Origin of the sequence: Pseudomonas sichuanensis (genome assembly GCF_024749065.1) — a bacterium.
Taxonomy (GTDB): domain Bacteria; phylum Pseudomonadota; class Gammaproteobacteria; order Pseudomonadales; family Pseudomonadaceae; genus Aquipseudomonas; species Aquipseudomonas sichuanensis.
Genome location: NZ_CP087185.1, coordinates 2,299,226 through 2,322,042, shown reverse-complemented (window position 1 = coordinate 2,322,042; position 22,817 = coordinate 2,299,226). Strand labels below are relative to the sequence as shown.

The window sequence follows — 22,817 nt, the reverse complement described above, 5'->3', positions numbered from 1 at the left end:
GCCAAAAGAGCGACCAGCCTGCGTGCCAATCTGCTTCCACACCTACTGCTACCTGGGCTGCCGCAAGAGCACCCGGTTTTCTGGAGGGAGGCCTCATGCCCAAGCACACATCCACCCGCTCCGAGCTCGCCGACGCACTGTTTCAATTGCGACGCAGTTTCTATGCCCTGGCAGGGTTCAGTGGGGTGATTAACGTCATGATGTTGACACCTGCCGTGTACATGCTGCAGGTCTACGACCGCGCACTGGTCAGCCGCAACGTCACCACCCTGGCCATGCTGACGGTGCTGGTGGTGGGCCTGTTCCTGCTGATGTCCACCCTGGAGATGCTGCGCACCCGGGTGCTGATCCGGGTGGGCAACTGCCTGGACATGGCGCTCAACCGGCGCACCTTCAGCGCCGCCTTCGAGCGCAACCTCAGCCGCGCCGGCGGCAGCCCCGGCCAGGCCCTGCAGGACCTGGCGCAACTGCGTCAGTTCCTCACCGGCAATGGCCTGTTCGCCTTCTTCGACGCCCCCTGGACGCCGATCTACCTGCTGGTCGCCTACCTGATCCACCCGCTGCTGGGGCTGGTCACGCTGATCGGCTCGATGATCCTGGTAGGCCTGGCCTGGCTCACCGAAAAGGCCACCCACCAGCCGCTGGCCGAAGCCAACCAGGCGGCGCTGTCGTCGGCCAACTACGCCAACAACAACCTGCGCAACGCCGAGGTGATCGAGGCCATGGGCATGCTGCCGGCCATCAGCCAGCGCTGGTTCAAGGGCCACCTGCGCATCCTGCAGATGCAGACCCTGGCCTCCGACCGTGCCGCGCTGATCAGCAGCACCGGGCGCTTCGTGCGCATCACCCTGCAGTCGCTGATCCTCGGCAGCGGCGCGCTGCTGGCGATCGAAGGCAAGATCACCCCGGGGATGATGATCGCCTGCTCGATCCTCACCGGCCGCGCCTTGGCCCCGGTGGAACAGGTGATCGCCTCGTGGAAGCAACTGCTCGCCTGCCGCCTGGCCTGGGGCCGGCTCAACGCGCTGTTGCACGACTACCCAAAGCGGCCACCGAGCATGTCGCTGCAGCGCCCGCAGGGCATGCTCGCGGTGGAGAATGTGTTTGCCGGCGCCCCCGGCACCGGCAACACCATCCTGCGTGGGGTGAGCTTCAGCCTTACGCCGGGCGAAAGCCTCGGCATCATCGGCCCATCCGCCTCGGGCAAGTCCACCCTCGCCCGCCTGCTGGTCGGCGTATGGCCTACCCAGGCCGGCAAGGTGCGCCTGGACGGCGCCGACCTGTTCACCTGGAACAAGGCCGAGCTGGGCCCCTGGCTCGGCTACCTGCCCCAGGACGTGGAGCTGTTCGAAGGCAGCATCGCCGACAACATCGCGCGGTTTGGCGATGTGGACAGTGACGCGGTGATCCGCGCCGCCAAAATCAGCGGCGTACACGAGATGATCCTGCGCCTGCCCCAGGGCTACGACACCCGCCTGGGCAACGACGGCAGCCCGCTGTCTGGTGGCCAGAAGCAACGCATCGCCCTGGCCCGCGCGCTGTATGGCGAGCCCAGCCTGATCGTGCTGGACGAGCCCAACGCCAACCTCGACGACCTCGGCGAAAAAGCCCTGGTGGACGCCATGGCCGAGCTCAAGGCCCGCGGTGCGACGGTGATCCTGGTTTCGCACCGGCCCAATGTGCTGTGCGCCGTCGACAAGGTGCTGATGCTGCGCGACGGCACCGTGCAGATGCTCGGCAGCCGCGACGAAGTGTTCGCCGCGCTGCGCAAGGCCAGCGTGATGCCGGCAGGCGCGGCGGCACCGACCCCACTGGCCTCGGTCAAGGCACGGGAGTGACAGATCATGCAGATGAACATGCCCACTGAAACCACCCGTAACGCCCCCGACCACGGCATCGACCTGGACGTCACTCGCCCCGCCCGCTGCGGCCTGTGGCTGATGCTCGCCGGCTTCGGCGGTTTTCTGATGTGGTCGTGGCTGGCGCCGCTGGATGCCGGCGTGGTGGCCACCGGCACGGTCAAGGTCACCAGTAACCGCAAGGCGGTACAGCACCTGACCGGCGGCACCGTCGAAGCGATCCTGGTGCGCGAAGGCGACCTGGTGAAGAAAGGCCAGGAAGTGGTGCGCCTGGATGCCTTGCGCGCCGTGTCCGAACAAGGCGCGGTCAGCGCCCAGTACATCGTCAGCAAGACCGTGGAGAACCGCCTGGAGGCCGAGCGTGACGGCGAGGACAGGGTCACCTACGACCCCGACCTGCTTGCCCGCTTCGCCGGCGACCACCGCCTGCTGGCCGCGATGGACTTGCAGGAGCACCTGCTCGATACCCGCCGCGCGGGGCTGGCCGGCGAGATCGACATCCTCGAAGAGAACCTCACGGCCTCGGCGGTGCAGCTCAAGGGCCTGCAGCAGGTGTATGGCGCGCGCGCCTCGCAGATCGGCTTCCTCGACCAGGAACTGCACGGCACCCGCACCCTCGCCGCCGAAGGCTATGTGCCGCGCAACCGCCTGCTGGAACTGGAACGCAGCCATGCCGACCTGTCCGCCGGCCAGGCCGAGAACCTCAACAACATCGCCCGGGTGCGCAGCCAGACCAGCGAGATCCGCCTGCGCATCCTGCAGCGCCAGCACGACTACCGCAAAGAGGTGCAATCGCAGCTGACCGACATCGCCAAGGAAAGCACCACCCTGGCCGACCGCCTGCGCGCGCTGGATTATGAAGTGGCGCACACGGTGATCCGCTCGCCGATCGACGGCATGGTCCAGGCCCTGAGCATCGCCACGGTGGGCGGGATCATCCAGCCCGGCGCCAAGATCATGGAGGTGGTACCGCTCGACGAGCCGCTGCAGGTGGACGCGATGATCCCGGTGCAGGCCATCGACAAGATGGTCCCGGGGCTTGCGGTGGACCTGTCGTTCCCGGCGTTCAACCACGCCCAGACCCCGAACATCCCCGGGCGGGTCAAGACCGTCTCGGCCGACCGGCTGCTGGACGAAGAGAGCAAGCAGCCGTTCTACCTGGCCCAGGTCGAGGTGACCCAGGACGGCATGGCCCTGCTGGGCAGCAACCATATCCGCCCCGGCATGCCGGCCAGCGTCACCATCAAGACCGGCGAACGCAACCTGCTGAGCTACCTGCTCAAGCCGATGATCGAGCGCGTCGACAGCGCCTTCAAGGAGCAATGATATGAACCGTCATTGCCTGTGCCTGTGCCTGCTGGGCCTGGCCTTGCCCGCCGGCGCCATGGACCTCAAGCAAGCCTGGGACCTGCTGCAGTACCAGGGCCCGGTGTACCGCGCCGCCGTGCATGAACAAGAGGCAGGCATGGAAAACCGTGCCATCGGCCGAGCAGGCCTGCTGCCGCAGATCAACGCCTCGGCCTATACCAACAAGGTCAACGGCAACCAGCGCCAGAACGGCATCAACAACGACCTCGATTACGACTCCACGGGCGCCAACCTGCGCCTGCGCCAACCGCTGTTCAACAAGCAGAAGATGGCCGAGTACCGCCAGGGCCAGCAACGTGCCGACTACAGCGTGGCGGTGTTCGACGCCAAGAGCCAGGACGCTGCGGTACGCCTGGCCGAGAGTTACTTCAACGTGCTGCTGGCCAGCGAGACCATCAGCCTGGCCCACGCCAAGCTGAGCGCCTTCGAAGAGCAACTGGCCTCGGCGAAACGGCGCATGGAACTGGGCGACGGCACCATCACCGACATCGACGAGTCGGCCGCGCGCCGCGACCTTGCCGAGGCCGAGCTGATCGAGGCGCAGGACAACCTGGTCAACGCCCGCCGCCAGCTCGCCGAGTACATCGGTGAAACCCCTGAATCGCTGACCACCCTGCAACCGGGCTTCGCCACCCCGCCGCTGCTGCCCAGCAACTTGCAGGATTGGCTGGTCAAGGCCCAGGCCGACAGCCCGCTGATCCATGCACGCCGCCACAGCCAGGAGATCGCCGAAGAAGAAGTGAAACGGGCCAAGGCCGGCCACTGGCCGACCCTGGACTTCGTCGCCGGCTATACCGCCGGCGAAAGCCAGTCGCTGTCGGAGCTGAACCAGCGCAACCACTACAGCTCGATCGGCCTGGAAATCAACATCCCGTTGTACAGCGGCGGCGGTGTCAGCGCCCTCAGCCGCCAGGCCAGCGCCAACAGCGCCAAGGCCCAGGACGAACTCGACGCCACCCGCCAGGAAGTCATCACCGGCACCACCCGCGAGTTTCGCGGCGTGCAGAGCGGCGCCCTGCGCATCCGCGCGCTGGAGAAGGCCGTGGTGTCCAACGAGCGCTCATTGCTGTCGACCCGCAAGGGCTTCAAGGAGGGGGGCATCAGCACCAACTCGGATGTGCTCAATGCCGAGGAGCTGCTGTTCGTGGCCAGGCATGACCTGTTCGAGGCCAAGTTGCGCTACTTGATGTCGCGCCTGCGCCTGGCCTCGTCGGTGGGGAGCCTGGGGGATGATGATATCGACCAGATCAACGATTACCTGGGGCCGGAGTTGTTGGTGAGCAAGTGAGGGGGATTGCTGGCTAACCAGGGATTGCGCATGGTTTGAGGTCGATATGATCGGAGTGGGAGTGACTGGCTGGAATTGCCTGTGCCGGCCCGAATCGGTCTTTTAATTGTCAACTCACTCCCTACTTAGTTTTAAAGGACACCCTTCACTGCCACCCCAATGGTTAAGGGCTAGCGCCACCAGCCATAGCAGCATGTTCCCATACATGACAAGCAAAACCAGCGCCGATAATTTTTTATATTTAAACGAGAAAACCAAGCGATACACTTCAAGCAATCCAAAAATTGAATTGAAATCAATTCCGCGACTCTTGGCAAATCGAGACATGTAAACCACCGCAATAAAAATCGTAATCATTGCGAAATAAAACACGAATTCCTTGTAGTAATAAATAGCATCGCACATAGATGGCCTTAAAATCGAACGTTGATACTTTGGTTCATCGGCGCCTTGATTTCCGGCCCAATGCTAGGCCAGATACCCATATGAATATCTGGCCATGACGATGTTTGTGTAATTTCTATATTCAAGAATCCCAGTCCTAATGCTATCCCGCCCGCAACTGGCCGCGCCTCACCTGATGAGGGAAATTTCAGACCGCAACTTAAACTTGCCCGTACAGCCATGGCAGACGTTTGAAAACTACCCCATTTAGACATACCTGACTCTTCGTTAATAGCTACATGCCGGCCCCTGCTGCTAATGCCCCCGACGCCTTACACTCGCCTGTCGCAATCGGCTTGGGCGGTGGTGGTGCCATCGCTCTGGAAATTGCTTCCGGTGACTCGCCATTACCAATCATATGGGCGCCCAACGAAGCACGCTCCTGCACGCCCGGCATGTTGGCAAATGCTGCATCCCACAGTCCCAATGGGCCCGCGCGCATGACAGGCGCGTTACTCACGTAGCTGTAAACGTTCATCCCACCCTGCATCCCAATCGGGTCCCTGGACACATACCGCGCCATTAAATGATCAACTAAAACCAACCCGCATATCTACCACACACCCTTGCGACCTAGCATAAAAAACCAAAAATATCATAAAAACCCCAATAATCGCCCCTCCATAAACAGTCAAAAGAACTATCCAAGAAAGCCTTTTGTTCTCAAACCTAAAGACCCGACGATACATCTCAAAAAGACCTGGAAACGCGCTCATATTTATTCCGTTTTTCTTGCAATAGGCGTTCGCGTAAAAAACCGTGAAGAATAACGTAAAAAATGCGCCCCAAAAAAACACTTGAATCACAGCATTCAGCCAAACACACATAACGCATCCTTACTTATTAAGTGAAATAGAGATATTGGGGTGCACAGGAATTTTCAACTCTGGCCCAGCACCTAGTCCAATACCAAAGTAAATCTCCGGCCATGTAGACGTCTGCCCGACCTCTACTGAAATGACTCCAAAACTCATACCTACTCCGGCACCGGCCTTAAGCGGCTTAGCGTCAGGATCTGCGATTTTCAAACCACAACTCGCAGCCGCGCGCAACGCAACCGTTGACACGGGAACACTGAGCTGCGAGCCAAATCCAGAACCTTCATTCTCGCTTACCCCCACGGAGAGTCCTGCTCCCACCGCGGCGGTACCAGCTGCACGGCACTCGCCTGTCGCTATGGGTTTGGGGGGCGGTGGCGCCATCGCTTTAGCAATCGCTTCGGGCATCTCGCCATTTTTCATCATATGAGTGCCAAGCGAAGTACGCTCCTGCACACCCGGCATGTTGGTAAATGGTGCATCCCACAGTCCCAATGGGTCCGCGCGCATAACAGGCGCGTTATTCACATAGCTATAGACGTTCATCCCACCCTGCATCCCAATCGGGTCCCTGGACACATACCGCGCCATTTTCGGCTCGTAATAGCGATAGCGGTTGTAGTGCAGTGCCGTTTCCAAGTCCTGATACTGCCCCTAGAACCGAATCGGATTGCTCTCCCCCTGCAGTCTGGCTCGCTCCGTCAGCGGCTTCGCGCCAGGATCTAGCACCCCGCCCTCTCTTAACGATATCGATTAGACCACCTTAATCAATTAGACCCCTTGCGGATAAACCTTACAAATGCGAACAAAGCCAACAACTCAACAAGCTGGACCCCCCAATACATGAATCCATCGTAATGCGCCGAAACCGCGAACAAATAATAGTGGTAAGCCGTCAAGCCCAGTGCTGCCATAATCGCCTTAGGCAGGATTTTATCTTCAGCAAAAAACATCACTCCCAACCACGCACACAACGGCGCCAGCCCACCAACGAGAATGGCATGGCGAATAAATCCAATTGGGGAGGTCGCTCCAGCATGAACGGCCGCCCAAATAAAAAACACATAAACCAAAAATAATGGCAGCGCCAGTATCACCTTAAATAAAAGACCCACTTCCATCTCCGCTTAGCCCAAGGCCATTAATTTTTTGAGCACCCCAAAGATTGCGTAGAGTCCCCGGTCGGTAACATCCTCCGAGGATCAAAACCAAATTTTTCATCCCGATCAAAGGGTACTGGATTTGGTGAGATGCCTTGGAACCATATATTGCCACCGTAAAATCTCGTCGCCAGTCCTGCGCCATCGAACGCTTTATCATGATAAGCATCAATAGCATTTCCAGTTACCCCATTGACACCATGCACAGCCACTTCAGCCTTATCACTCGATATCAAGCTTTGCCTAATGGAATCATAAACCCCTGACTCAGATTCAGATGTATATTTATAAATCCAAGCATTAGTAATTCCAGCCGTCAGCACAACATTAACGTCCCCCCGCTGGCCGCGACAAATTTTTCCCGCCGCCTTATAATAACTACTTAAATCCCCCGTGGTCTCGCAAGTTCGATAATCATAATATGCACACACTGAGGTATCACCAATTCCATTCCAGTCCCAGCGAGCCAAGCCCATGGGGTCAACATGAGTCACCGGGCTCGCACCTACGTAACTATAAGCATGCAGTCCTCCCTCATAACCAATTGAATCCTCCGATATATAGCGCCCCATACCAGGATCATAATAGCGAAATCTATTGTAATGCAATCCACTTTCAGGGTCATGATACTGCCCTTGAAAACGAAACGGATTTATAATTCCGAAAGATTCCTTCGAGGCAAAACACACGCCAAAAGCTTTGTATTTAGCAGACCAGACGATACTGCCATCTTCGCCAGTCATTTCCATCGGCGTCCCAAAATGATCGCAGTGATACCAAAAAATATTGTCGAACCCCATCGGCTTCACCTCCGTATGCCATAACGGGTCCTGCTCGAAGTCATATTCCCGCCCACTCCAATCAGGTTGTTTATGCAGGCGAACCGGACCATTGCGCACCGCTTGGGCCACTGGCACAAAACTGCCTGGCAGATATAGGTAGTGCACCGTTCTGCCGGTATCACTGTCGTCACGTGGCGGGGAACTCTCCCAGGCAAGCGCGTTGCCATCCCAGCCGAACAGCGTGAAGCCGCATTTCAACTCGCGCTGTCGTTTGGCTCGCTGCATCTGGTTCCAGCCAGTACCGGCTTCAGGCCTATCCCAGTAATGGGCAACGGAATGCTTGTGCAACCTGCGCCCCAGCGCGTCATAGCTGTAGTCGACCTTGAGCTTGTCATCGTTGTAATGCGTCAGGCGATCGAACAAGTCCCAGGTCAGATGAGCATGCTTGCCCTCTTGCAGCCGGTGAACCAGGTTGCCGCGCTCGTCATATTTGAAATGGACACCGCCGTATTCGCGCAAGCGGTTGTCCATCAGCTTCCCATGGCTGGCCTTTTCTTCCAGAGGGCGATTGAGTTGTTGGGCTTCGTCAATGAGGTTGCCCGCGGGATCGAACGCGAAAGTTTCAACGCCTAAACGGCTGGCGGCCTGCAGCAGCCGGCCAAGTGGGTCGTATTGGTAAGCCAATTGCCCACGACGCGTATCGCGGATACCGGTCAGTTGGCCGACCGTGTCGTACTGATACTCCCGTTTGAGCAGGACAGATTCGCCATCGGCACCGCCAATCAATTGCTCTTGCGGCCTTCCCCGCAGAGTCCACTGCTGTTTGTGCATGAGTTTGTTGCCTTGGTGACGGACAATTTCGCGGTGCAAGTCGTCACGCTCGAAGGCGAGCATTTCGTGATGATCGAGCGTCATGCCAGCGACATGGCCGCTACCGTAAGTCAACCAACTGACCTTGTGGCCATCGGGCCGGATGGTTGCCACACGCTGGTTCAACGCATCGTATTCATGCTGCCAGACGGCAACCATGGGTGTGCCGATACCCAGATAATGCTGGTGCTCGCGGACCATGTTGCCGGCTTCGTCATGGAACCATTGCAACATGCTGACGGCATTGCGGGCCTGGAGCAGTTGGCCATTGCCGTCGTAGGCATAATGCTCCGATTCCACCTGTTCACCCAGGCCGGCAGTACGTTCGATCAGTCGGCCCATACGATCGAAACGCATGGTTACGCGACGCTGGCCAACCTGCGTGAACGCCAGCCGCCCGGTATGCACGTCATACCGATAGTGCCTAGCCAAACCGTCGAAACCGGTTTCCTGCGACAAGCGTCCGACCAGGTCATAGCAGAATGTCGCTCTACTTCCGTTCTGGTTGTCCAGGCAGACCAATCGACCTAGCTTGTCCCAGTGGTAGCGCAACGTGTACCCCGCTGCATCAACACGCTCACTTGGCAACCCAGCATGGGTATAGCTCCAGGTAGTAGACCGGTCCAGCGCATCGACATGGGCCAGCAGCCGGCCCTCGGCATCGTAGTGGAAGCGTTCTTCGGTCAGGTCCGGATAGGTCACCTTCGCCAGTTGACCGGCCTCGTACATGAACTGAGTCTTCTCACCCAGCGCATTACTGGCCTGCACCAGGCGCCCCAGTTCGTCGTACTCCCATTTACTGGTCTTGCCGGAGCAGTCGGTGTATTCGAGCAGTTGCCCGGCGTCGTTGTACGCCAGCTTCTTCTCGTTGCCGTTGGCGTCCTTGACCGCCTTGAGCTGCCCAGTGGAGGTATAGGCGAACTCGGTCTTGTTGCCCAGCGGGTCGACCGTTTCGACCAGGTTGCCGGCATCGTCGTAGCCGCGCAGCCACAGGCCGTCTTCGGCATCGCTGATCTTGATCAGCTGGTCCTTGTCGTCGTAGGCGTAGTGCACCACGCTGTGGTCGGCACGGATGTGCTGCAGGCGGTTGCTGCGTTCATCGTAGGTGTAGCGATCCTGGCTGCCGTCGGCGTGCAGGTGGCGGATCACGTTCTTGCGGGCGTCGCGGAACAGCCACTCCGAGCGCTCGTCGGCGTGCTGGATGCGGTAGGTGTAGCCCTCGGCGTCGTAGTAGTGGCGAGTCTGGCCGCCATGGGCGTCGGTCACGGTGGTCAGGCGGATGTGCTCGTCCCACGCCAGGCGGGTTTCGAAGCTGCCATCGTCGGCCCATTCGCGGATCGCCCGGGCGTGCGGGCCGCTGCCGTCCCATTCCAGGTTGAGGCCGCGCTCGGTGCGGTCGGTGTAGCGGGTGATCAGGTGGTGCTGGTACTGGTAGCGCCAGGCGGCGCCGTGTTCGTCCTGGGCGGCGATCAGGTCGCCCTGGTCGTCGTAGTGGTAGGCGCACAGCTGGCGCAGCGGTTTGCCGTCGACCACTTGCCACAGGCCCTGGATATGGCCGTGCTCATCGAGCAGCGTGCCCAGTTGCAGGTGCACCTTGCTCAGGTCGTTGTCGGCGTAGGTGTTGATGTCCGACAACACCGGGCGGCCGTTGTGGCTGTGCTCGTAGTGCAGCATCGCGCCGACGCCGTTGCGCATGACGATATGCACCAGGTGGAAGCGCTCGCCGACGCGCTCGTAGGTCTCGTGGCGCTCCTGCCCGCGCGACAGGATGAGCTGGGTGTCGGTGGTGCGGGTCAGGCCACGGTACTCGCCCGCGTCGTAATGGGTTTTGCCGACCTTGGGCAGCGGGTAGGCGTGGCTGCGGCCGTCGATATCGTGCAGCAGCAGGCCATCGTCCTGCACATCGATGCAGGTGGTGAAGGCGGTGATCCAGCGGGCGCCGAGGCTGCCGCTGTCGAGGGCGAAAAGGCGCGAGTGGTAGGTGCGGGTCCAGGTGATCGGGAACGGGCCGGGCAGGCTGAAATCGGTGTGCTGCAGGGTCTCGCTGCCCAGGGCGAAGTTGATGCTGTTGCAGGTGTTGGCCGGGGCGCCGTTCTTGCACGGGTTGGCGGCCTGGGACGCGGGCGCCTGCTCTTTTTGGGTTTCCAGCTTGCCTTCGGCCAGCTGGTGGCGAGCCTTGCTGGTGCCGCCGGGCTTGATGTTGGCCGCCACCACCTGGGGGTTGCGTTGGCGCCACTGCTTGACGCTGCTGGCCAGGGTCAGGCGCAGGGCCTCGATGGAGCCGGGGCTGCCGGCATCGCCCAGCTTGAGGATCTCGCCGCGTATCAATAGGGCCAAGCTGCGCAGGTGCGCGCTGTGGGCTAGCAGTTCGGCCTTAGCCGCGGCGCTGAGGGTGGGGCTGATGTTGGCGCTGGTCATACCCTTGCCAGCGTGCTTGTAGGCACTGAAGGCACCGGCCAGGTAGTTGTCGAGCGTGGCCAGCGGGTTGTGCATCAGCGCGCTGCTCGTGCCGGATGCCGGGCGGGCGTGTCTTGGGCCGGCGCCTTCGGCCAGGGTGGCCAGGCCACTGGCAATGTCGAGAATGATCTGCTCGCCGAGGGTGGCGGCCTCGGCGAGGATGCCCTTGAGTTTGCCGGCGGCCTGGCTGACGAAATTATCGAGGCTGCCGACGATATCGGCGTTGAGGTGGCCGGCCAGCAGTTCGACCGAGGCATCGCCGAGCACCTGCTTGCCCTCCTGGCGCACGAACAACAGCATCGGCCGCAAGCTCATGCGTGCCGGCGCCTCACCGGCGGGCGAGGTGACCAAGGCGATCAGATTGAGGGCAAAGGTGGCGCCGTCGAGCGGGTCGGGCAGCTTGCTGCGGGCCAGGGTAGCGATAGCGCCCAGTGCTTCGATCAGGGCGATGCTGTTGCCCGCCACTGGCACATTGCCGGCGACGGTCTTGAGGCGCTCGAGGGTGGCATGGCCGGCACTGACTTCCCGCAGCCAGGCGTCGAACACGGCGGCGCCACGGCCGACGTCCTTGGCCTGGATTTCGGCGAGTGGTGTGATCGCTACTTGAAAAATGCCCTTGCCTGAAGGGCTGGCCTTGCCGGGGGTGGTTGCCATTTGGTTTGGCGCTCCTTGCTGGAAAGGAGGTCGCCTGGTGGCTACGCATCGCGGGGCAAGCCCGCTCCCACAAGGTGGGTGGTGCAGTGCAATGGCCTCGGTCGGGCGACCTGAAAATGCAGGAGGGAAACCATACCGAGGCGGTATTCAGGAAGAAGTCAGAAGGTGTCTCGCATGCAGGACGGAGCATTCCTGTTCGGGTGTGGAAAAACGGCTACACGCCCCTGGCGGGCATAAACACTCTGTGATCACTGAAGGGTCGGCGCGCCAAGCAATTCTTCACAACGTCGTCGGCACCCCACGCTGATCAAGCTCGAACACCTTGCTGCGCCGCAGGCACTCGCGGAGCCAGCGCTCGGCCTAATCCGGCCGGCAGGGCAGCGCCAAACGCTGTTTCCGGAGGGCAAGCACCTGCAAAAGGCGGCCCATGGCCATCATTCACCAATCGCTGTAGGATTGGCCGCCTTTGAACAGCCGCCCAGCGTAAGGATTCGCCAGCGATGAGCAAGAACAACGCCGTAGCGGTCAGGGTCATCCCTTTCGAGGCATTGCTTGCCTCGCAACGGATGCCACTGGCCCTGGATACCTACCAGCGTCCCTATGTCTGGGACAAGGACAAGGTTCAGCAATTGCTCAAGGACCTTCGAGAGTTCCAATTGGAGCGGGACAGTGGGCTCGACTACTACATGGGCGCGTTGCTGATCCACAAGGACAGCGCACAGCACAGGCAATTCGTCATTGACGGCCAGCAGCGGCTGACCACGCTGTGCATTCTCTACCACGTGCTCCATGGCACGCTGCCCAGCGGGGCCGACTTTGCCTACCGGTCACCAGCGTCGGTCAATAACATCCAGCAGGCCCAGCGAATCATCGAAGCCGAAGGCTTGGCGGATGACTGCAAAGCGCTATTCCGGCACATCGTTTTCACCGTGATCACGGTGCCCAACGAAGACTTGGCGTTCACCTTCTTCGATAACCAGAACAGCCGCGGCGTGCCGCTGGGCGCCGCCGACCTGCTCAAGGCCTTCCACCTGCGCGCCATCGAGGGCGGGCACCGGGACAAGCTGCGTGCCCTGTTCGCCGAGCGCTGGGAAAATTGGCAGGAACATAACCAGTGCATGGGCATCGCAGGTGATTTCGACGCGCTGCTGTTCGGCAAATTGCTCTGGCGCGGGCGGCGCTGGCGTGGCCAGAAGACGCTTGGCGAGGAGTGCCGGGACGGCATCATCGACGAATTCCAGGCACGCACCCTGCGCCCCGAGCAGGGGCACCGACTGGGCATATCGCCTGCGCCGGTCGCCTATGCCTCGGCACAATTGCTGGTTTCCCAGGCAGGCAACGTCAAGTTGAGCCACGGGGCCTTGCCCGAGCCGGACGACATCGCAACCCTGCCCTTCTCGCTGCGCCAACCCATCCAGCGCGGGCTGGGCTTTTTCCTGTATGTCGAAAAGTACGCAGCACTGGTCAATCAGCTGTTCGGTGCAAAGACGCAGGAGCGGGCCTTCCGGCAGTTCTACACCGAGGTGACCCTGCGCCTATCACCTTACCTGCGCGAGCTGTTCTGCCTGGCGGTGCTGATGTTCGTCGACCGTTTCGGCACCCGCGACCTGCTGCGCTTTGCGCTCAGCCTGGATTACGTCATCGGCGCGATCCGAATTGAAAAGAGCTACATCTTTGCCGCCGCTATCCCTGTCTACCTGCGCGACGCACCGCTGAACCTGCTGGATGTGATCGCCCAAGCCTACACCCCAGACGAAGTGATGGCGTTCCTGATGTCCGACTCACGCTCTGCGGCCATCTATGCAGCGGAAGACATCGAGCCCGACTCAACCGTGCAAGGGCGCTACAAAGCTGCAGTGCTGGCGTTCTATGGCAAGGAAGGCACGCTGGACGGGCGTGAAGCCTGGATCGAGGAGCAATGCGCATGACCATTCAATCACACGACATCACCCTGCAGCAGATCGTCAAGCAAGGCATATTCTTCCAGATTCCGGTCTATCAGCGTCTGTATGTGTGGAGCGATGAGCAGGTGCGCACCCTGCTGGACGACCTGTGGGCCGCATTCGAAGACCAACGCCCCATCGCCTACCTGGGCGGCATCCTGGTGGTGACCCGGCATCAGGATCGCTCGACGGTCGAGTACGACTTGATCGATGGCCAACAGCGCTTCACCACCTTGTGGCTGCTGGCACTGTCCCTGGGGCAGGAACTCAAGCCATTCCTCGCCGGCGAACACAACGATGGACTTCGTCCGCGCCTGGGCTTCCCCATCCGGCCGGATATCGAGAAAGCGTTCAAGGCCAGCTGTGTCTCCGGCAAGGCGCCGTCCATCGAGCATGACAAGATCGACACCGCGCTGGGGGTCATCCAGCGCTTCAAGCACGAGCGCGAGGAAGCCAGGCTGACCGCTTTCACCGAGTACGTGCTGAACAAAGTAACCGTGGTCATGACCCACTTCCCGGCAACCATGGACCTCAACAAGATCTTCGAGGTGATCAACAACCGGGGCGTGCAGCTCCAGCAACATGAAATTCTCAAGGCCAGGCTGCTCCAGCACATCGGCAACACCGCCGAGCGAGAACGCTATGCAGCGCTGTGGGAGTCCTGCGCCTATATGGACGACTATGTTGAACGCAATCTGCGCAGCATCGCCAGGTTCGATGTGCACCCGCTGTTCTCCAATCCAGCAGCGCGGCGCGATGACGAGCAACTGGCCTGGTCAGCCTGTGTTCTGGAAGCGCTGAGTGACAAATATTCGGCCAACCGCAATTCAAGCTCGCTGTCCCTGGCCGATATCCTAGCTGGCAGGACGAGAGCACTCCCCGAGCAGGGCAGCGAACCGCCAGAAGTATTCCAGGGCACGCGCAAGGTACGCAGCATCATCACTTTTTCGATGCTGCTGCAGCATGCATTGCGCATCTGGCTGAATGAACAAGGTGAGCCGGACATTCCCAGGATCAACGACAAGGAGCTGCTGTCGCTGTTCGACACGCATTTCCTGAAAGCGCCCCGCAGTGGCGCCAAGGCGAAGAAGTTCATCGCCTTGCTGTGGGAAGTACGCTACTGCTTCGACAAGCATGTCATCAAGTGGGTGGAAGTCGATGGCGAGGAACACCACCTCATCCACGACCTGCGCAAGCGCACAACCGAGGCCGCCTCCGGCAAGCCATACACGACCCTGGTCCGCGAAGAAGCCAGCGATCACGCATTCGCGCTGCTGCAGAGCATGCTGTACCACTCGCAACAGATCACCACCCAGTACTGGCTAACTCCGTTGCTGGCGTACATACGCGCCAATCGAACCGGCCGGGCCAGCTACCTTCGACAGCTCAAACACCTCGATAACCACCTGCTGTGCAGCGACGACCCCAGGCCCCTGATCGCACGCAGCCATGTGTTCCTGGAAGATGCCTCGGCCACCATGCCGTTGGTAGACCCCGCCAAGGTGTTGAACGAGGCTTCGGGCCTGAGTTTCGCGCATTACTGGTTCTACAAGCTGGAGTACGTGCTCTGGAGCACCAACGCCGCTCAGTTGAATGCCCAGCAACGCACCCAGTTCCGGATGACCGCAAAGAACTCGATCGAGCATATTTCGCCGCAGACGGCGCAGGACGTCGACCTTGATACCGTTTCCGGCGAGGTGCTGGATACTTTCGGCAACCTGGCACTGGTATCGCGGGGCATCAACTCGGAGTACGGCAACAAGCCGTTCAACGAGAAGCGCAAGCATTTCGAGAACCGCAACAGGGAACGCATCGACTCGCTGAAGATGAAACTGATCTATGCCCACAAGCGATGGGGTGACGCACAGGCGAGGCAACATCAGCAGGACATGATTGACTTGCTGGCCGGGTATCTTGGCCAATCAAACGCTGAATAGCAGATGCCTTGTCAGCCAACGCACAGCTGAACCAAGACACTGCAATACAAAAATCCATTAGCGCTCAATGTGAACATAGGACTTGGAAGCATGGCCACTCCTACCGATACGCCCAAGTTGCCCGCACGCTTAGGCATCGCCGCAGACCTTTGTTTTTCCACGCCTGACAACGTTGGCTACCTGGCGGACTGCTTGCTGGTACACGAAGAGGTTGTGATTCCACTGGAAGCAACCGTGCTGAACCGACTGGAGGCTGCATTTGAAACAGAGCAACTCCGGCTTCTCTTGCGAGAAAAAAGAATTCGCTTCTGCCCCGCCTATTCCTTGGAGCACGCAAACAGCACCACGCCGGAAGCCTATGCGCGTGATCGATTCATTGAACGTGTTCGTAAACTAGACATGCATCAGCATGCGAGTGATCGCAACGCACTGTTCGCTGAAATAGAAGAGACGTTCATCGACCCCATTGCACCTGACTACACAGCCTGGTTACCCGCCAAAGGCAAGGTTGATGACGCGTTTGGCTATTACGCAGGACGCCCAGATTACGAGTTCCTGTTTCCCTCTGAACGTTACTACTATCAAACTGGCGCCGTCACGGGCATCGCCCGCATGAATGATCTTCTGGCCGCCGGCGTGTCAGAGATGGAGATGGACCACGAGTTGCCACAATTGCTTGAGCTCTGTTTCCCGATTCGAAGGGCAGAAGGCGCCACGCCTGGCGCCGAAGTCTTTCACGCCAGAAAGATAATTAATGACCTGCATAAAATTGAAAACCTTCCAAGCTTCGAGAAAACAGGATTTCCTCTGGTCTTTCGTGACCGCGAAGACATTAACAAGATCATCACTACCCTTGTGAGTGACGAGGCACAGGATTTGAGGATGTGGCTCTCAAAGCACCTCGCCCCCGACCTGGACGTACGAGCGAGTTACGCCGCATCTGAGAAGCTTCTCCCCTCGAAGAAAAAATGGACCCAATGGATGAGATTCGGCGCCGCGACAGGTGTCAGTACCGCGATCGGGATGTGTCTGGCAGGCCCCCTGGGCGCTGCAGCGGGTGCAGCGGTCGGTGCAATTGATCTTGCCAAGGGTGAAAAAACAACCGCTCTGCTTGATGGTTACCACCCTAAACGTTGGCTCTCACATATCCAGCGTAACGGACTGCTGAACCCCGAGTGATGCCCCTGCTTCCCTCTGGCCGCAACGCATGCGAGCTTGCCCAGCATCTCTGTTGAGTTGGTGTTTCAGCCCTGTCGTTGCGGCACATGGGTTTCAACGAGCGCCAGGTACCCGGGCGGTCCCGCTTCGAGTGCAACCGACAGCTGAACCACCTGTTAGCGGATGCCCCCTGGGCCGTCGCACCCCAGTGGAGCGCAACGGCCACTCAAGTCACTCGCCGCTGACCAGTTGCCGCGCCAGCTGGTTATGACGCTCCAGCACCAGGGGCAGATCCACGGTGGTGATATGCCCGTCCTTCACCACCACCCGGCCATTGATCACACTGGTGTCAACGTGGGTCGGGGTGCAGAACACCAGGGCCGCCAGCGGGTCGTGCAAGGCGCCTGCGTAGGCCACGTGGCCCAGGCTGAAGGCGACGAAGTCGGCGACCATGCCGGGGGCCAGGGCGCCGATGTCGTTACGGTTAAGCACCTTGGCACCGCCCAGGGTGGCGATCTCCAGGGCCTCGCGCGCGGTCATGGCATCGGGGCCGAAACCGACCCGCTGCAACAGCAGCGCCTGGCGCACTTCGCCGATCATGCTGGCGCCATCGTTGGAGGCCGAGCCGTCCACCCCCAGGCCCACCGGCACGCCGTGGTCGCGCATCTTGCGGATCGGCGCGATGCCCGAGGCCAGGCGCATGTTCGAGCAGGGGCAGTGGGCCACACCGGTGCCGGTGCGGGCGAACAGTTCGATGCCGTGCTGGTCGAGCTGCACACAGTGGGCGTGCCAGACATCGTGGCCGACCCAGCCGAGGTCTTCGGCGTACTCGGCAGGGGTCATGCCGAACTTCTCGCGGCTGTAGGCAATGTCGTTGACGTTTTCGGCCAGGTGGGTGTGCAGCGACACCCCGTACTCGCGCGCCAGCACCGCGGCTTCGCGCATCAGGTCGCGGCTCACCGAGAACGGCGAGCACGGCGCCACCACCACGCGGCGCATCGAACCATGGCTGGCGTCGTGGTAGTCCTCGATCAGGCGCTGGGACTCCTTGAGGATGTCGCTCTCCTTCTCTACCACCGAATCCGGCGGCAGGCCGCCCTGGCTGCGGCCAACGCTCATGCTGCCGCGCGCGGCGTGGAAGCGCATGCCGATTTCCTCGGCAGCGTGGATGCTGTCGTCGAGCTTGCAGCCGTTGGGGTAGATGTACAGGTGATCGCTGGAGGTGGTGCAACCCGACAGGATCAGCTCGGCCATGGCGGTCTGGGTCGAAACCGCGATCATTTCCGGTGTCAGCCGCGCCCAGATCGGGTACAGGTTGGTCAGCCAGTTGAACAGCTCGCCGTCCTGGGCGGCCGGCACCACGCGGGTGAGGCTCTGGTACATGTGGTGGTGGGTGTTGACCAGGCCGGGAATGACCACCTTGCCGGCCATGTCCAGCACCACATCGGCGGTTTGCGGCAGGCTGTCGCTAGGGCCGACCTGCTTGATGATGTTGTCTTCGATGTACAGGCCGCCGCGCTTGATTTCCCGGCGTTCGCCGTCCATCGTCACCAGCAGTTCGGCGTTCTTGACCAGCATTGTCTTGGGCATGGGTGTTCCTCTCCCGCAAGGGGTCGCATTCAACAGGATGTTTGCACAGGCCGCCGTCGGGTGACCCGTATGGAGCGTTCAGTGCAACTGCGCAGGCAGTGCGCAGATGAACGGCAGGCGATACCGTGCCGCGGCTGAATCCGCACGTGCCAAGGCATGAGCCAAGGGCCCTGACAGGCATGGACGGGTTTCAGGCGTGAAGGGTATGGCAGCGAGTCCGTCGCTCGTGGGAGCGCTGAAGCATGCATCAGCGTTGAACGGGATTCGCGCAAGAGGCTCGTAGGGTTCGAGCAGCGTTGGGTGTTGCATGATGGGTAACCGTCGCAATACGCAGCGGCGATTGCCGCTGTCGTAGGCGCCGGCCAATGTAAGCAGAACTAAAGGTTTTTGTATACAAGAAGCTCTCACCGCCGCCGCTATGCTGGAAACTACATAACGAAATCCTGACACTGCAGTCAGATTTTTCATCTTCAAGGAGAATGTCATGAAAGTCAGTGCCCGCAACGTGTTCAAAGGAAAGGTCCGTGACGTGCGCCCCGGCGCCGTCAACAGCGAGGTCACCCTCGAACTGGCAGGCGGTGAAACGCTGGTGGCGGTGGTCACCGTCGAGAGCGTCAACAGCCTGGGGCTCAAGCCAGGCGCCGAGGCCATCGCCCTGATCAAGGCACCCTGGGTGATGCTGATGACCGAGGCCAGCGACATTCGCCTGTCCGCCCGCAACTGCCTGAATGGCAAGGTGGTGAAAGTCACCGACGGTTCGGTCAACGCCGAAGTGACCCTCGAACTCGCCGGCGGCACCCAGGTCCACGCCATCGTCACCCGCGATGCCGTGCAGGAGCTGGGCCTGGCCCCAGGCGTCAATGCGACCGCCGTCATCAAGGCCTCGCACATCATCCTCGGCGTACCGGCCTGATGATCCCGGCCAGGGCTCCGCTCGGCGCCCTGGCCTGCCCATGAACGACAGGTGCCACTGCGCGCCCGTCCATTTCGTCCGCCGCCACTGGTGACAGCCGCCCGCCACTGTGTATGCTGGCCGGCGCCGCGAACCGTTGCCTGGCCCTGCCCCGCTGCCGACCGGGCCACTCGCCGCCGCCCTTCGCGATCAGGCCACGATCGAGCCCACCGTAGCGGACTCCCAGCCCCATGCCCGTTGACCTGCAAGCGCTGTACCCCAAGCTGATCCACCTGATGCTGGACACCGTGTTCGTGGTCGACCGGGACAACACCATCGTGTTCGTCAGCAACGCCTGCGAAGCGCTGCTGGGCTACCGTGCCGACGAACTCACCGGCACCCCGATCACCCGCTACATGCACCCGGACGACCTGGAGGCGACCCGCGCCTCGATCATCCGCATCATGAACGGCCAAGCCCATTTCGATTTCCGTAACCGTTACATCCGCAAGGATGGTGCGGTGGTGCACATCTTGTGGGCGGCGTTCTGGTCCGACGAGGTGGGTGCGCGGATCGGCGTGGCGCGCAACGTGACCGCCCTGACCCAGGCCGAGCAGGAGCTGCGCTTCCTCGCCCATCACGACCCGCTGACCCGACTGTGCAACCGTTCGCTGTTCAACGACCGCCTGGCTGCGGCGCTGCACAACGCACGGCACCAGCAGCGTCCACTGGCGTTACTGTTCCTGGATATCAACGACTTCAAGGGCATCAACGATGTACACGGGCATGCGGCGGGCGACCGCGTGCTGTGCACCATTGCCCGACGCCTGGAAGCCTGCGTGGCGGCCACCGACACGGTGGCGCGCATGGGCGGCGACGAGTTCACCGTATTGCTGCCGGATATCTCGTCGCCCGCTGCGGTTGCCGAGCAGATCGCCCAGATCCTCGCCGTCATGGCCGAGCCACTGGGCCCTGAGTTCGGCGATATCGGCATGCCCAGCTGTAGCATCGGCGTAGCCTGCTACCCCGATGACGGTGAGGACGCCGACACCCTGCTCAGCCGCGCCGACGACGACATGTACCAGCAGAAACGGCGGCGCCGGGCGGCGGGTTGAGGGTCAGAAGTCGTAACGCAGGTTCATCATCACGTTGCGTGGCGCGCCGTAATGCCCCCAGCTGCCGGAGAAGCCGGTGTAGTACTTCTCGTCGAACAGGTTGTTGAGGTTCAGCGTGCTGCTCAGGTGCTCGTTGAAGCGGTAGCGAGCCATCAGGTTGACCACGGCGTAGTCGTCCTGGGTGATGCGGGTGCGATAACGGGAGAAATACACCGAGTTGCTGGAGTTCCAGTTGACCCCACCGCCCAGGGTCAGGCGCTGCCAGTCGCCCTGTAGCTGGTAGGTGTTCCACAGCCGGAAAGTGTCCATCGGCAACTGGGCAGTCAGCCGCTGGCCATCGGCGTCCTCGGTGCGCGAATGGCTGTAGCCGGCCTGCACGTTCCAGCCCGTGGCCAACTCGCCGGCCAGCTCCATGTCGATGCCCTTGGTCTTGGCGCCGCTAACGGCGCGGTAGGCGTCTTCCTGGTCGCGAGTGCCCGGCACCTTGGCGCCGCCATCAAGCTCGGCGACGTTGTCGCGCTCGACCAGGTAAAGCGACACACTGCTGTTCAGGCGCCCATCGTAGAACTCACCCTTCCAACCCGTCTCGTAGTTTTTCCCCACCACCGGCTCCAGGTACTTGCCGTCGCGGTCACGGGCCGACTGCGGCTTGAAGATGTCGGTGTAGCTGACGTACACCGACTGCTCGGGGGTGAGGTCGTAGACCAGCCCGGCGTAGGGCGTGACCACGCCGCGCTCGGTCATGCCGTAGGTATTCGGGGCGCCGTCGGGCAGGCTGCGCAGGTAGTAGTGATAGCGGTAGTTGCTGGCCCGGGCGCCGAGGATCAGGTGCAGGCTGTCGCTCAGGTTGAAACGCGCGGCAGTGAAGTAGCCGCTCTGACGGGTGTCGACATCGTAGTCCAGCACCGGCGTGAAGGTGTCGCTGTTCGGCTTGGGCAGTTCGTTGCCCCAAGTGTCGAAGTCGACGATCGCGTCATCGGTGCCGTCGGAGTGATGGCGATTGACGTAGTCGAAGTAGTTGGCGCCGAAGATCAGTTCGTGGGTCTGCCCGAACAGTTCGAACGGCCCTTGCAAGGTGGCATCGATCGCGCGCTGGCGCTGGGTGGCGGTGGCGTCGCTCTGGTCGATCTTGGCACTGCCGTCAGGGCTGATGTTGGAGTTGTTCGATGAGCTGTAATAGGCACCCGACAACGCGTAGCGGTCGACATCCATGTAGGTGGTGCCGAGTTTCAGCTGCCAGTCGCCAGCCAGTTGCTGCTCGAGGCCGATGGTGTAGTTGGTGGTCTCGAAGCGGTCCAGGTTCCACCGCGCCCCGGAGCTGGTGGAGCGGGAGAAGTCGGTCGGCGTGCCGTTGTTGTAGATCAGCGGCACACCCTGGCCGCCGGTGGGACGATAGCGCTGGTGGTCGATGCTGACCCGCAGCAGGGTGGTGTCGGTGAGGTCGGCTTCCAGCGCGCCGTAGGCGATGTCCTTGTCCTGCTTATACCAGTCCATGAAGGTGTGGTTGGTCTGCTTGGCCGCTACCAGGCGCCCGCGCAGGTTGCCTTCGGGGGTCAGCGGGCCGGACACATCGGCCTCCAGGCGCCGATAGTTCCACGAGCCCAGGCCACCCTGCACATAGGCCTGGAAATCCCGGGTCGGGCGCTTGCGCACCACGTTGACCACACCGCTGGGGTCGCCCGCGCCGGTCATAAGGCCAGTGGCGCCGCGCACCACCTCGACCCGGTCGTAGATCGCCATGTCCAGCAGGGTACTGGGCATGGTGCGGGTCTGGTTTTCCTGGTAGGTGGTGATGCCGTCGAACTGGTAGGTGTTCAGGCCACTGCCGCGCGAATAGATGTTGAAGCGCTCGCCGCCATCCTGGGACATGGTGATGCCCGGGGTCTGCTTGAGCACGTCGGACATGCTGGTGAGCTGCTGGTCGTCCATGAACTGGCGGGTGATCACGCTGATGCTCTGCGGGGTCTCGCGGATCGACAGGTTCATCTTGGTGGCGGTGCTGGTCACCCCGGTGGTGTAGGAACCGGTGCCCTCGGTGGTCGCGCCGAGCCCGGTGGCGTTGACGCTGGTGGCGCCCAGTTCCATGACGCCGTTGTCGGCTGCCTGGGGGATCAGCCGATAACGGTCGCTGCTGACCTGCACCGGCTGCAGCCCGGTGCCGACCAGCAGCATGGCCAGGCCCTGCTCAACCGCGAACTGACCGCGCAGGCCGGGGCTGTGCACGCCCCGGGAGGCCTGAGAGTCTACGGCGACCATCACCCCGGCCTGCTGGCCGAACTGCCCGAGCACACTGTCGAGGGTGCCAGGGGCGATATCGAAACGGCGCTCTTCGGCCTGGGCAGGAAGGTGCCACGCGGCCACGGCCAGGCCGAGCAACAGCGGGCTTGCGAGAGGGGTAAGGCGACACAGCATCGAGACAATCCTTGGCAGACAGGCGTGGGCGAGGCGCTGCAGATTCAGCGCGTTTGCCTGTACTGATGCG

The 22,817-nt window shown here is 61.4% G+C and carries 14 protein-coding genes and 1 pseudogene; 8 read left to right on the top strand and 7 right to left on the bottom strand.

Annotated elements, in window-relative coordinates; translation table 11 throughout:
* Nucleotides 1–95: 95 nt before the first annotated feature.
* Genes LOY51_RS10810 through LOY51_RS10800 form a run of 3 tightly spaced genes read left to right on the top strand, consistent with a single transcriptional unit; the run spans nt 96 to nt 4,515 of the window.
* On the top strand, nt 96–1,838 hold the full coding sequence (locus LOY51_RS10810) for a type I secretion system permease/ATPase (RefSeq protein ID WP_125858263.1): 1,743 nt from the start codon (nt 96–98) through the stop codon (nt 1,836–1,838).
* A gap of 18 nt (nt 1,839–1,856) precedes the next feature.
* The gene (locus LOY51_RS10805) at nt 1,857–3,185 is read left to right on the top strand and encodes an HlyD family type I secretion periplasmic adaptor subunit (RefSeq protein ID WP_223811906.1); all 1,329 of its coding nucleotides are present in this window, start codon (nt 1,857–1,859) and stop codon (nt 3,183–3,185) included.
* Nucleotide 3,186: 1 nt separating this feature from the next.
* Nucleotides 3,187–4,515 (top strand): TolC family outer membrane protein, encoded by a 1,329-nt coding sequence (locus tag LOY51_RS10800; protein ID WP_258646131.1) that lies wholly within the window; start codon nt 3,187–3,189, stop codon nt 4,513–4,515.
* Nucleotides 4,516–4,629: 114 nt separating this feature from the next.
* On the opposite strand, the gene LOY51_RS10795 is transcribed toward LOY51_RS10800, so the two are convergent.
* From LOY51_RS10795 to LOY51_RS10780, 5 genes and pseudogenes are all read right to left on the bottom strand, one after another.
* The gene (locus LOY51_RS10795; protein ID WP_258646130.1) at nt 4,630–4,887 is read right to left on the bottom strand and encodes a hypothetical protein; all 258 of its coding nucleotides are present in this window, start codon (nt 4,885–4,887) and stop codon (nt 4,630–4,632) included.
* A gap of 307 nt (nt 4,888–5,194) precedes the next feature.
* Entirely contained in the window at nt 5,195–5,482 is a 288-nt protein-coding gene (locus LOY51_RS27115; RefSeq protein ID WP_374046947.1) for an RHS repeat-associated core domain-containing protein, read from the bottom strand.
* 313 nt (nt 5,483–5,795) lie between these two features.
* Nucleotides 5,796–6,419 (bottom strand): annotated as a pseudogene (locus LOY51_RS10790) (RHS repeat-associated core domain-containing protein); the annotation flags it as partial.
* A 125-nt stretch (nt 6,420–6,544) separates the two neighbouring features.
* Nucleotides 6,545–6,898 carry a hypothetical protein gene (locus tag LOY51_RS10785; protein ID WP_258646128.1) on the bottom strand — a complete coding sequence of 118 codons (354 nt, stop codon included), beginning with the start codon at nt 6,896–6,898 and terminating at the stop codon, nt 6,545–6,547.
* A 20-nt stretch (nt 6,899–6,918) separates the two neighbouring features.
* Nucleotides 6,919–11,700, bottom strand: coding sequence for an RHS repeat-associated core domain-containing protein (locus LOY51_RS10780; RefSeq protein ID WP_258646126.1), 4,782 nt, complete (start codon nt 11,698–11,700; stop codon nt 6,919–6,921).
* 500 nt (nt 11,701–12,200) lie between these two features.
* Here LOY51_RS10780 and LOY51_RS10775 point away from each other — a divergent pair, with 500 nt between their 5' ends.
* The 3 genes from LOY51_RS10775 (at nt 12,201) to LOY51_RS10765 (ending at nt 16,759) form a co-directional block, all read left to right on the top strand.
* Complete coding sequence (locus LOY51_RS10775) at nt 12,201–13,628, top strand: DUF262 domain-containing protein (protein ID WP_125858259.1); 1,428 nt, start codon at nt 12,201–12,203, stop codon at nt 13,626–13,628.
* The gene (locus LOY51_RS10770; protein ID WP_258646125.1) at nt 13,625–15,580 is read left to right on the top strand and encodes a DUF262 domain-containing protein; all 1,956 of its coding nucleotides are present in this window, start codon (nt 13,625–13,627) and stop codon (nt 15,578–15,580) included. Before LOY51_RS10775 ends, LOY51_RS10770 begins: the two co-directional genes overlap by 4 nt.
* Before the next feature lie 90 nt (nt 15,581–15,670).
* Nucleotides 15,671–16,759: a hypothetical protein gene (locus LOY51_RS10765; protein ID WP_125858257.1), complete on the top strand. Its 1,089-nt coding sequence runs from the start codon at nt 15,671–15,673 to the stop codon at nt 16,757–16,759.
* A 210-nt stretch (nt 16,760–16,969) separates the two neighbouring features.
* On the opposite strand, the gene LOY51_RS10760 is transcribed toward LOY51_RS10765, so the two are convergent.
* Nucleotides 16,970–18,328, bottom strand: coding sequence for an 8-oxoguanine deaminase (locus LOY51_RS10760; RefSeq protein ID WP_110993700.1), 1,359 nt, complete (start codon nt 18,326–18,328; stop codon nt 16,970–16,972).
* Nucleotides 18,329–18,812: 484 nt separating this feature from the next.
* Between LOY51_RS10760 and LOY51_RS10755 the strand changes: the two genes are divergently transcribed.
* Together LOY51_RS10755 and LOY51_RS10750 are read left to right on the top strand one after the other, a co-directional pair.
* Nucleotides 18,813–19,241 (top strand): TOBE domain-containing protein, encoded by a 429-nt coding sequence (locus LOY51_RS10755; RefSeq protein WP_258646124.1) that lies wholly within the window; start codon nt 18,813–18,815, stop codon nt 19,239–19,241.
* A 230-nt stretch (nt 19,242–19,471) separates the two neighbouring features.
* Nucleotides 19,472–20,335: a sensor domain-containing diguanylate cyclase gene (locus tag LOY51_RS10750; protein WP_258646123.1), complete on the top strand. Its 864-nt coding sequence runs from the start codon at nt 19,472–19,474 to the stop codon at nt 20,333–20,335.
* Nucleotides 20,336–20,338: 3 nt separating this feature from the next.
* Here the strand turns inward: LOY51_RS10750 and LOY51_RS10745 are convergent, their stop codons facing one another.
* The gene (locus LOY51_RS10745; protein ID WP_258646122.1) at nt 20,339–22,747 is read right to left on the bottom strand and encodes a TonB-dependent siderophore receptor; all 2,409 of its coding nucleotides are present in this window, start codon (nt 22,745–22,747) and stop codon (nt 20,339–20,341) included.
* Nucleotides 22,748–22,817 lie beyond the last annotated feature (70 nt).

Bases quoted from the DNA above. Each gene is read 5' to 3' on its own strand.
- LOY51_RS10810 (WP_125858263.1), top strand. From the start codon at position 96: ATGCCCAAGCACACATCCACCCGCTCCGAGCTCGCCGACGCACTGTTT.
- LOY51_RS10805 (WP_223811906.1), top strand. From the start codon at position 1,857: ATGCCCACTGAAACCACCCGTAACGCCCCCGACCACGGCATCGACCTG.
- LOY51_RS10800 (WP_258646131.1), top strand. From the start codon at position 3,187: ATGAACCGTCATTGCCTGTGCCTGTGCCTGCTGGGCCTGGCCTTGCCC.
- LOY51_RS27115 (WP_374046947.1), bottom strand. From the start codon at position 5,482: ATGGCGCGGTATGTGTCCAGGGACCCGATTGGGATGCAGGGTGGGATG.
- LOY51_RS10785 (WP_258646128.1), bottom strand. From the start codon at position 6,898: ATGGAAGTGGGTCTTTTATTTAAGGTGATACTGGCGCTGCCATTATTT.
- LOY51_RS10780 (WP_258646126.1), bottom strand. From the start codon at position 11,700: ATGGCAACCACCCCCGGCAAGGCCAGCCCTTCAGGCAAGGGCATTTTT.
- LOY51_RS10775 (WP_125858259.1), top strand. From the start codon at position 12,201: ATGAGCAAGAACAACGCCGTAGCGGTCAGGGTCATCCCTTTCGAGGCA.
- LOY51_RS10770 (WP_258646125.1), top strand. From the start codon at position 13,625: ATGACCATTCAATCACACGACATCACCCTGCAGCAGATCGTCAAGCAA.
- LOY51_RS10765 (WP_125858257.1), top strand. From the start codon at position 15,671: ATGGCCACTCCTACCGATACGCCCAAGTTGCCCGCACGCTTAGGCATC.
- LOY51_RS10760 (WP_110993700.1), bottom strand. From the start codon at position 18,328: ATGCCCAAGACAATGCTGGTCAAGAACGCCGAACTGCTGGTGACGATG.
- LOY51_RS10755 (WP_258646124.1), top strand. From the start codon at position 18,813: ATGAAAGTCAGTGCCCGCAACGTGTTCAAAGGAAAGGTCCGTGACGTG.
- LOY51_RS10750 (WP_258646123.1), top strand. From the start codon at position 19,472: ATGCCCGTTGACCTGCAAGCGCTGTACCCCAAGCTGATCCACCTGATG.
- LOY51_RS10745 (WP_258646122.1), bottom strand. From the start codon at position 22,747: ATGCTGTGTCGCCTTACCCCTCTCGCAAGCCCGCTGTTGCTCGGCCTG.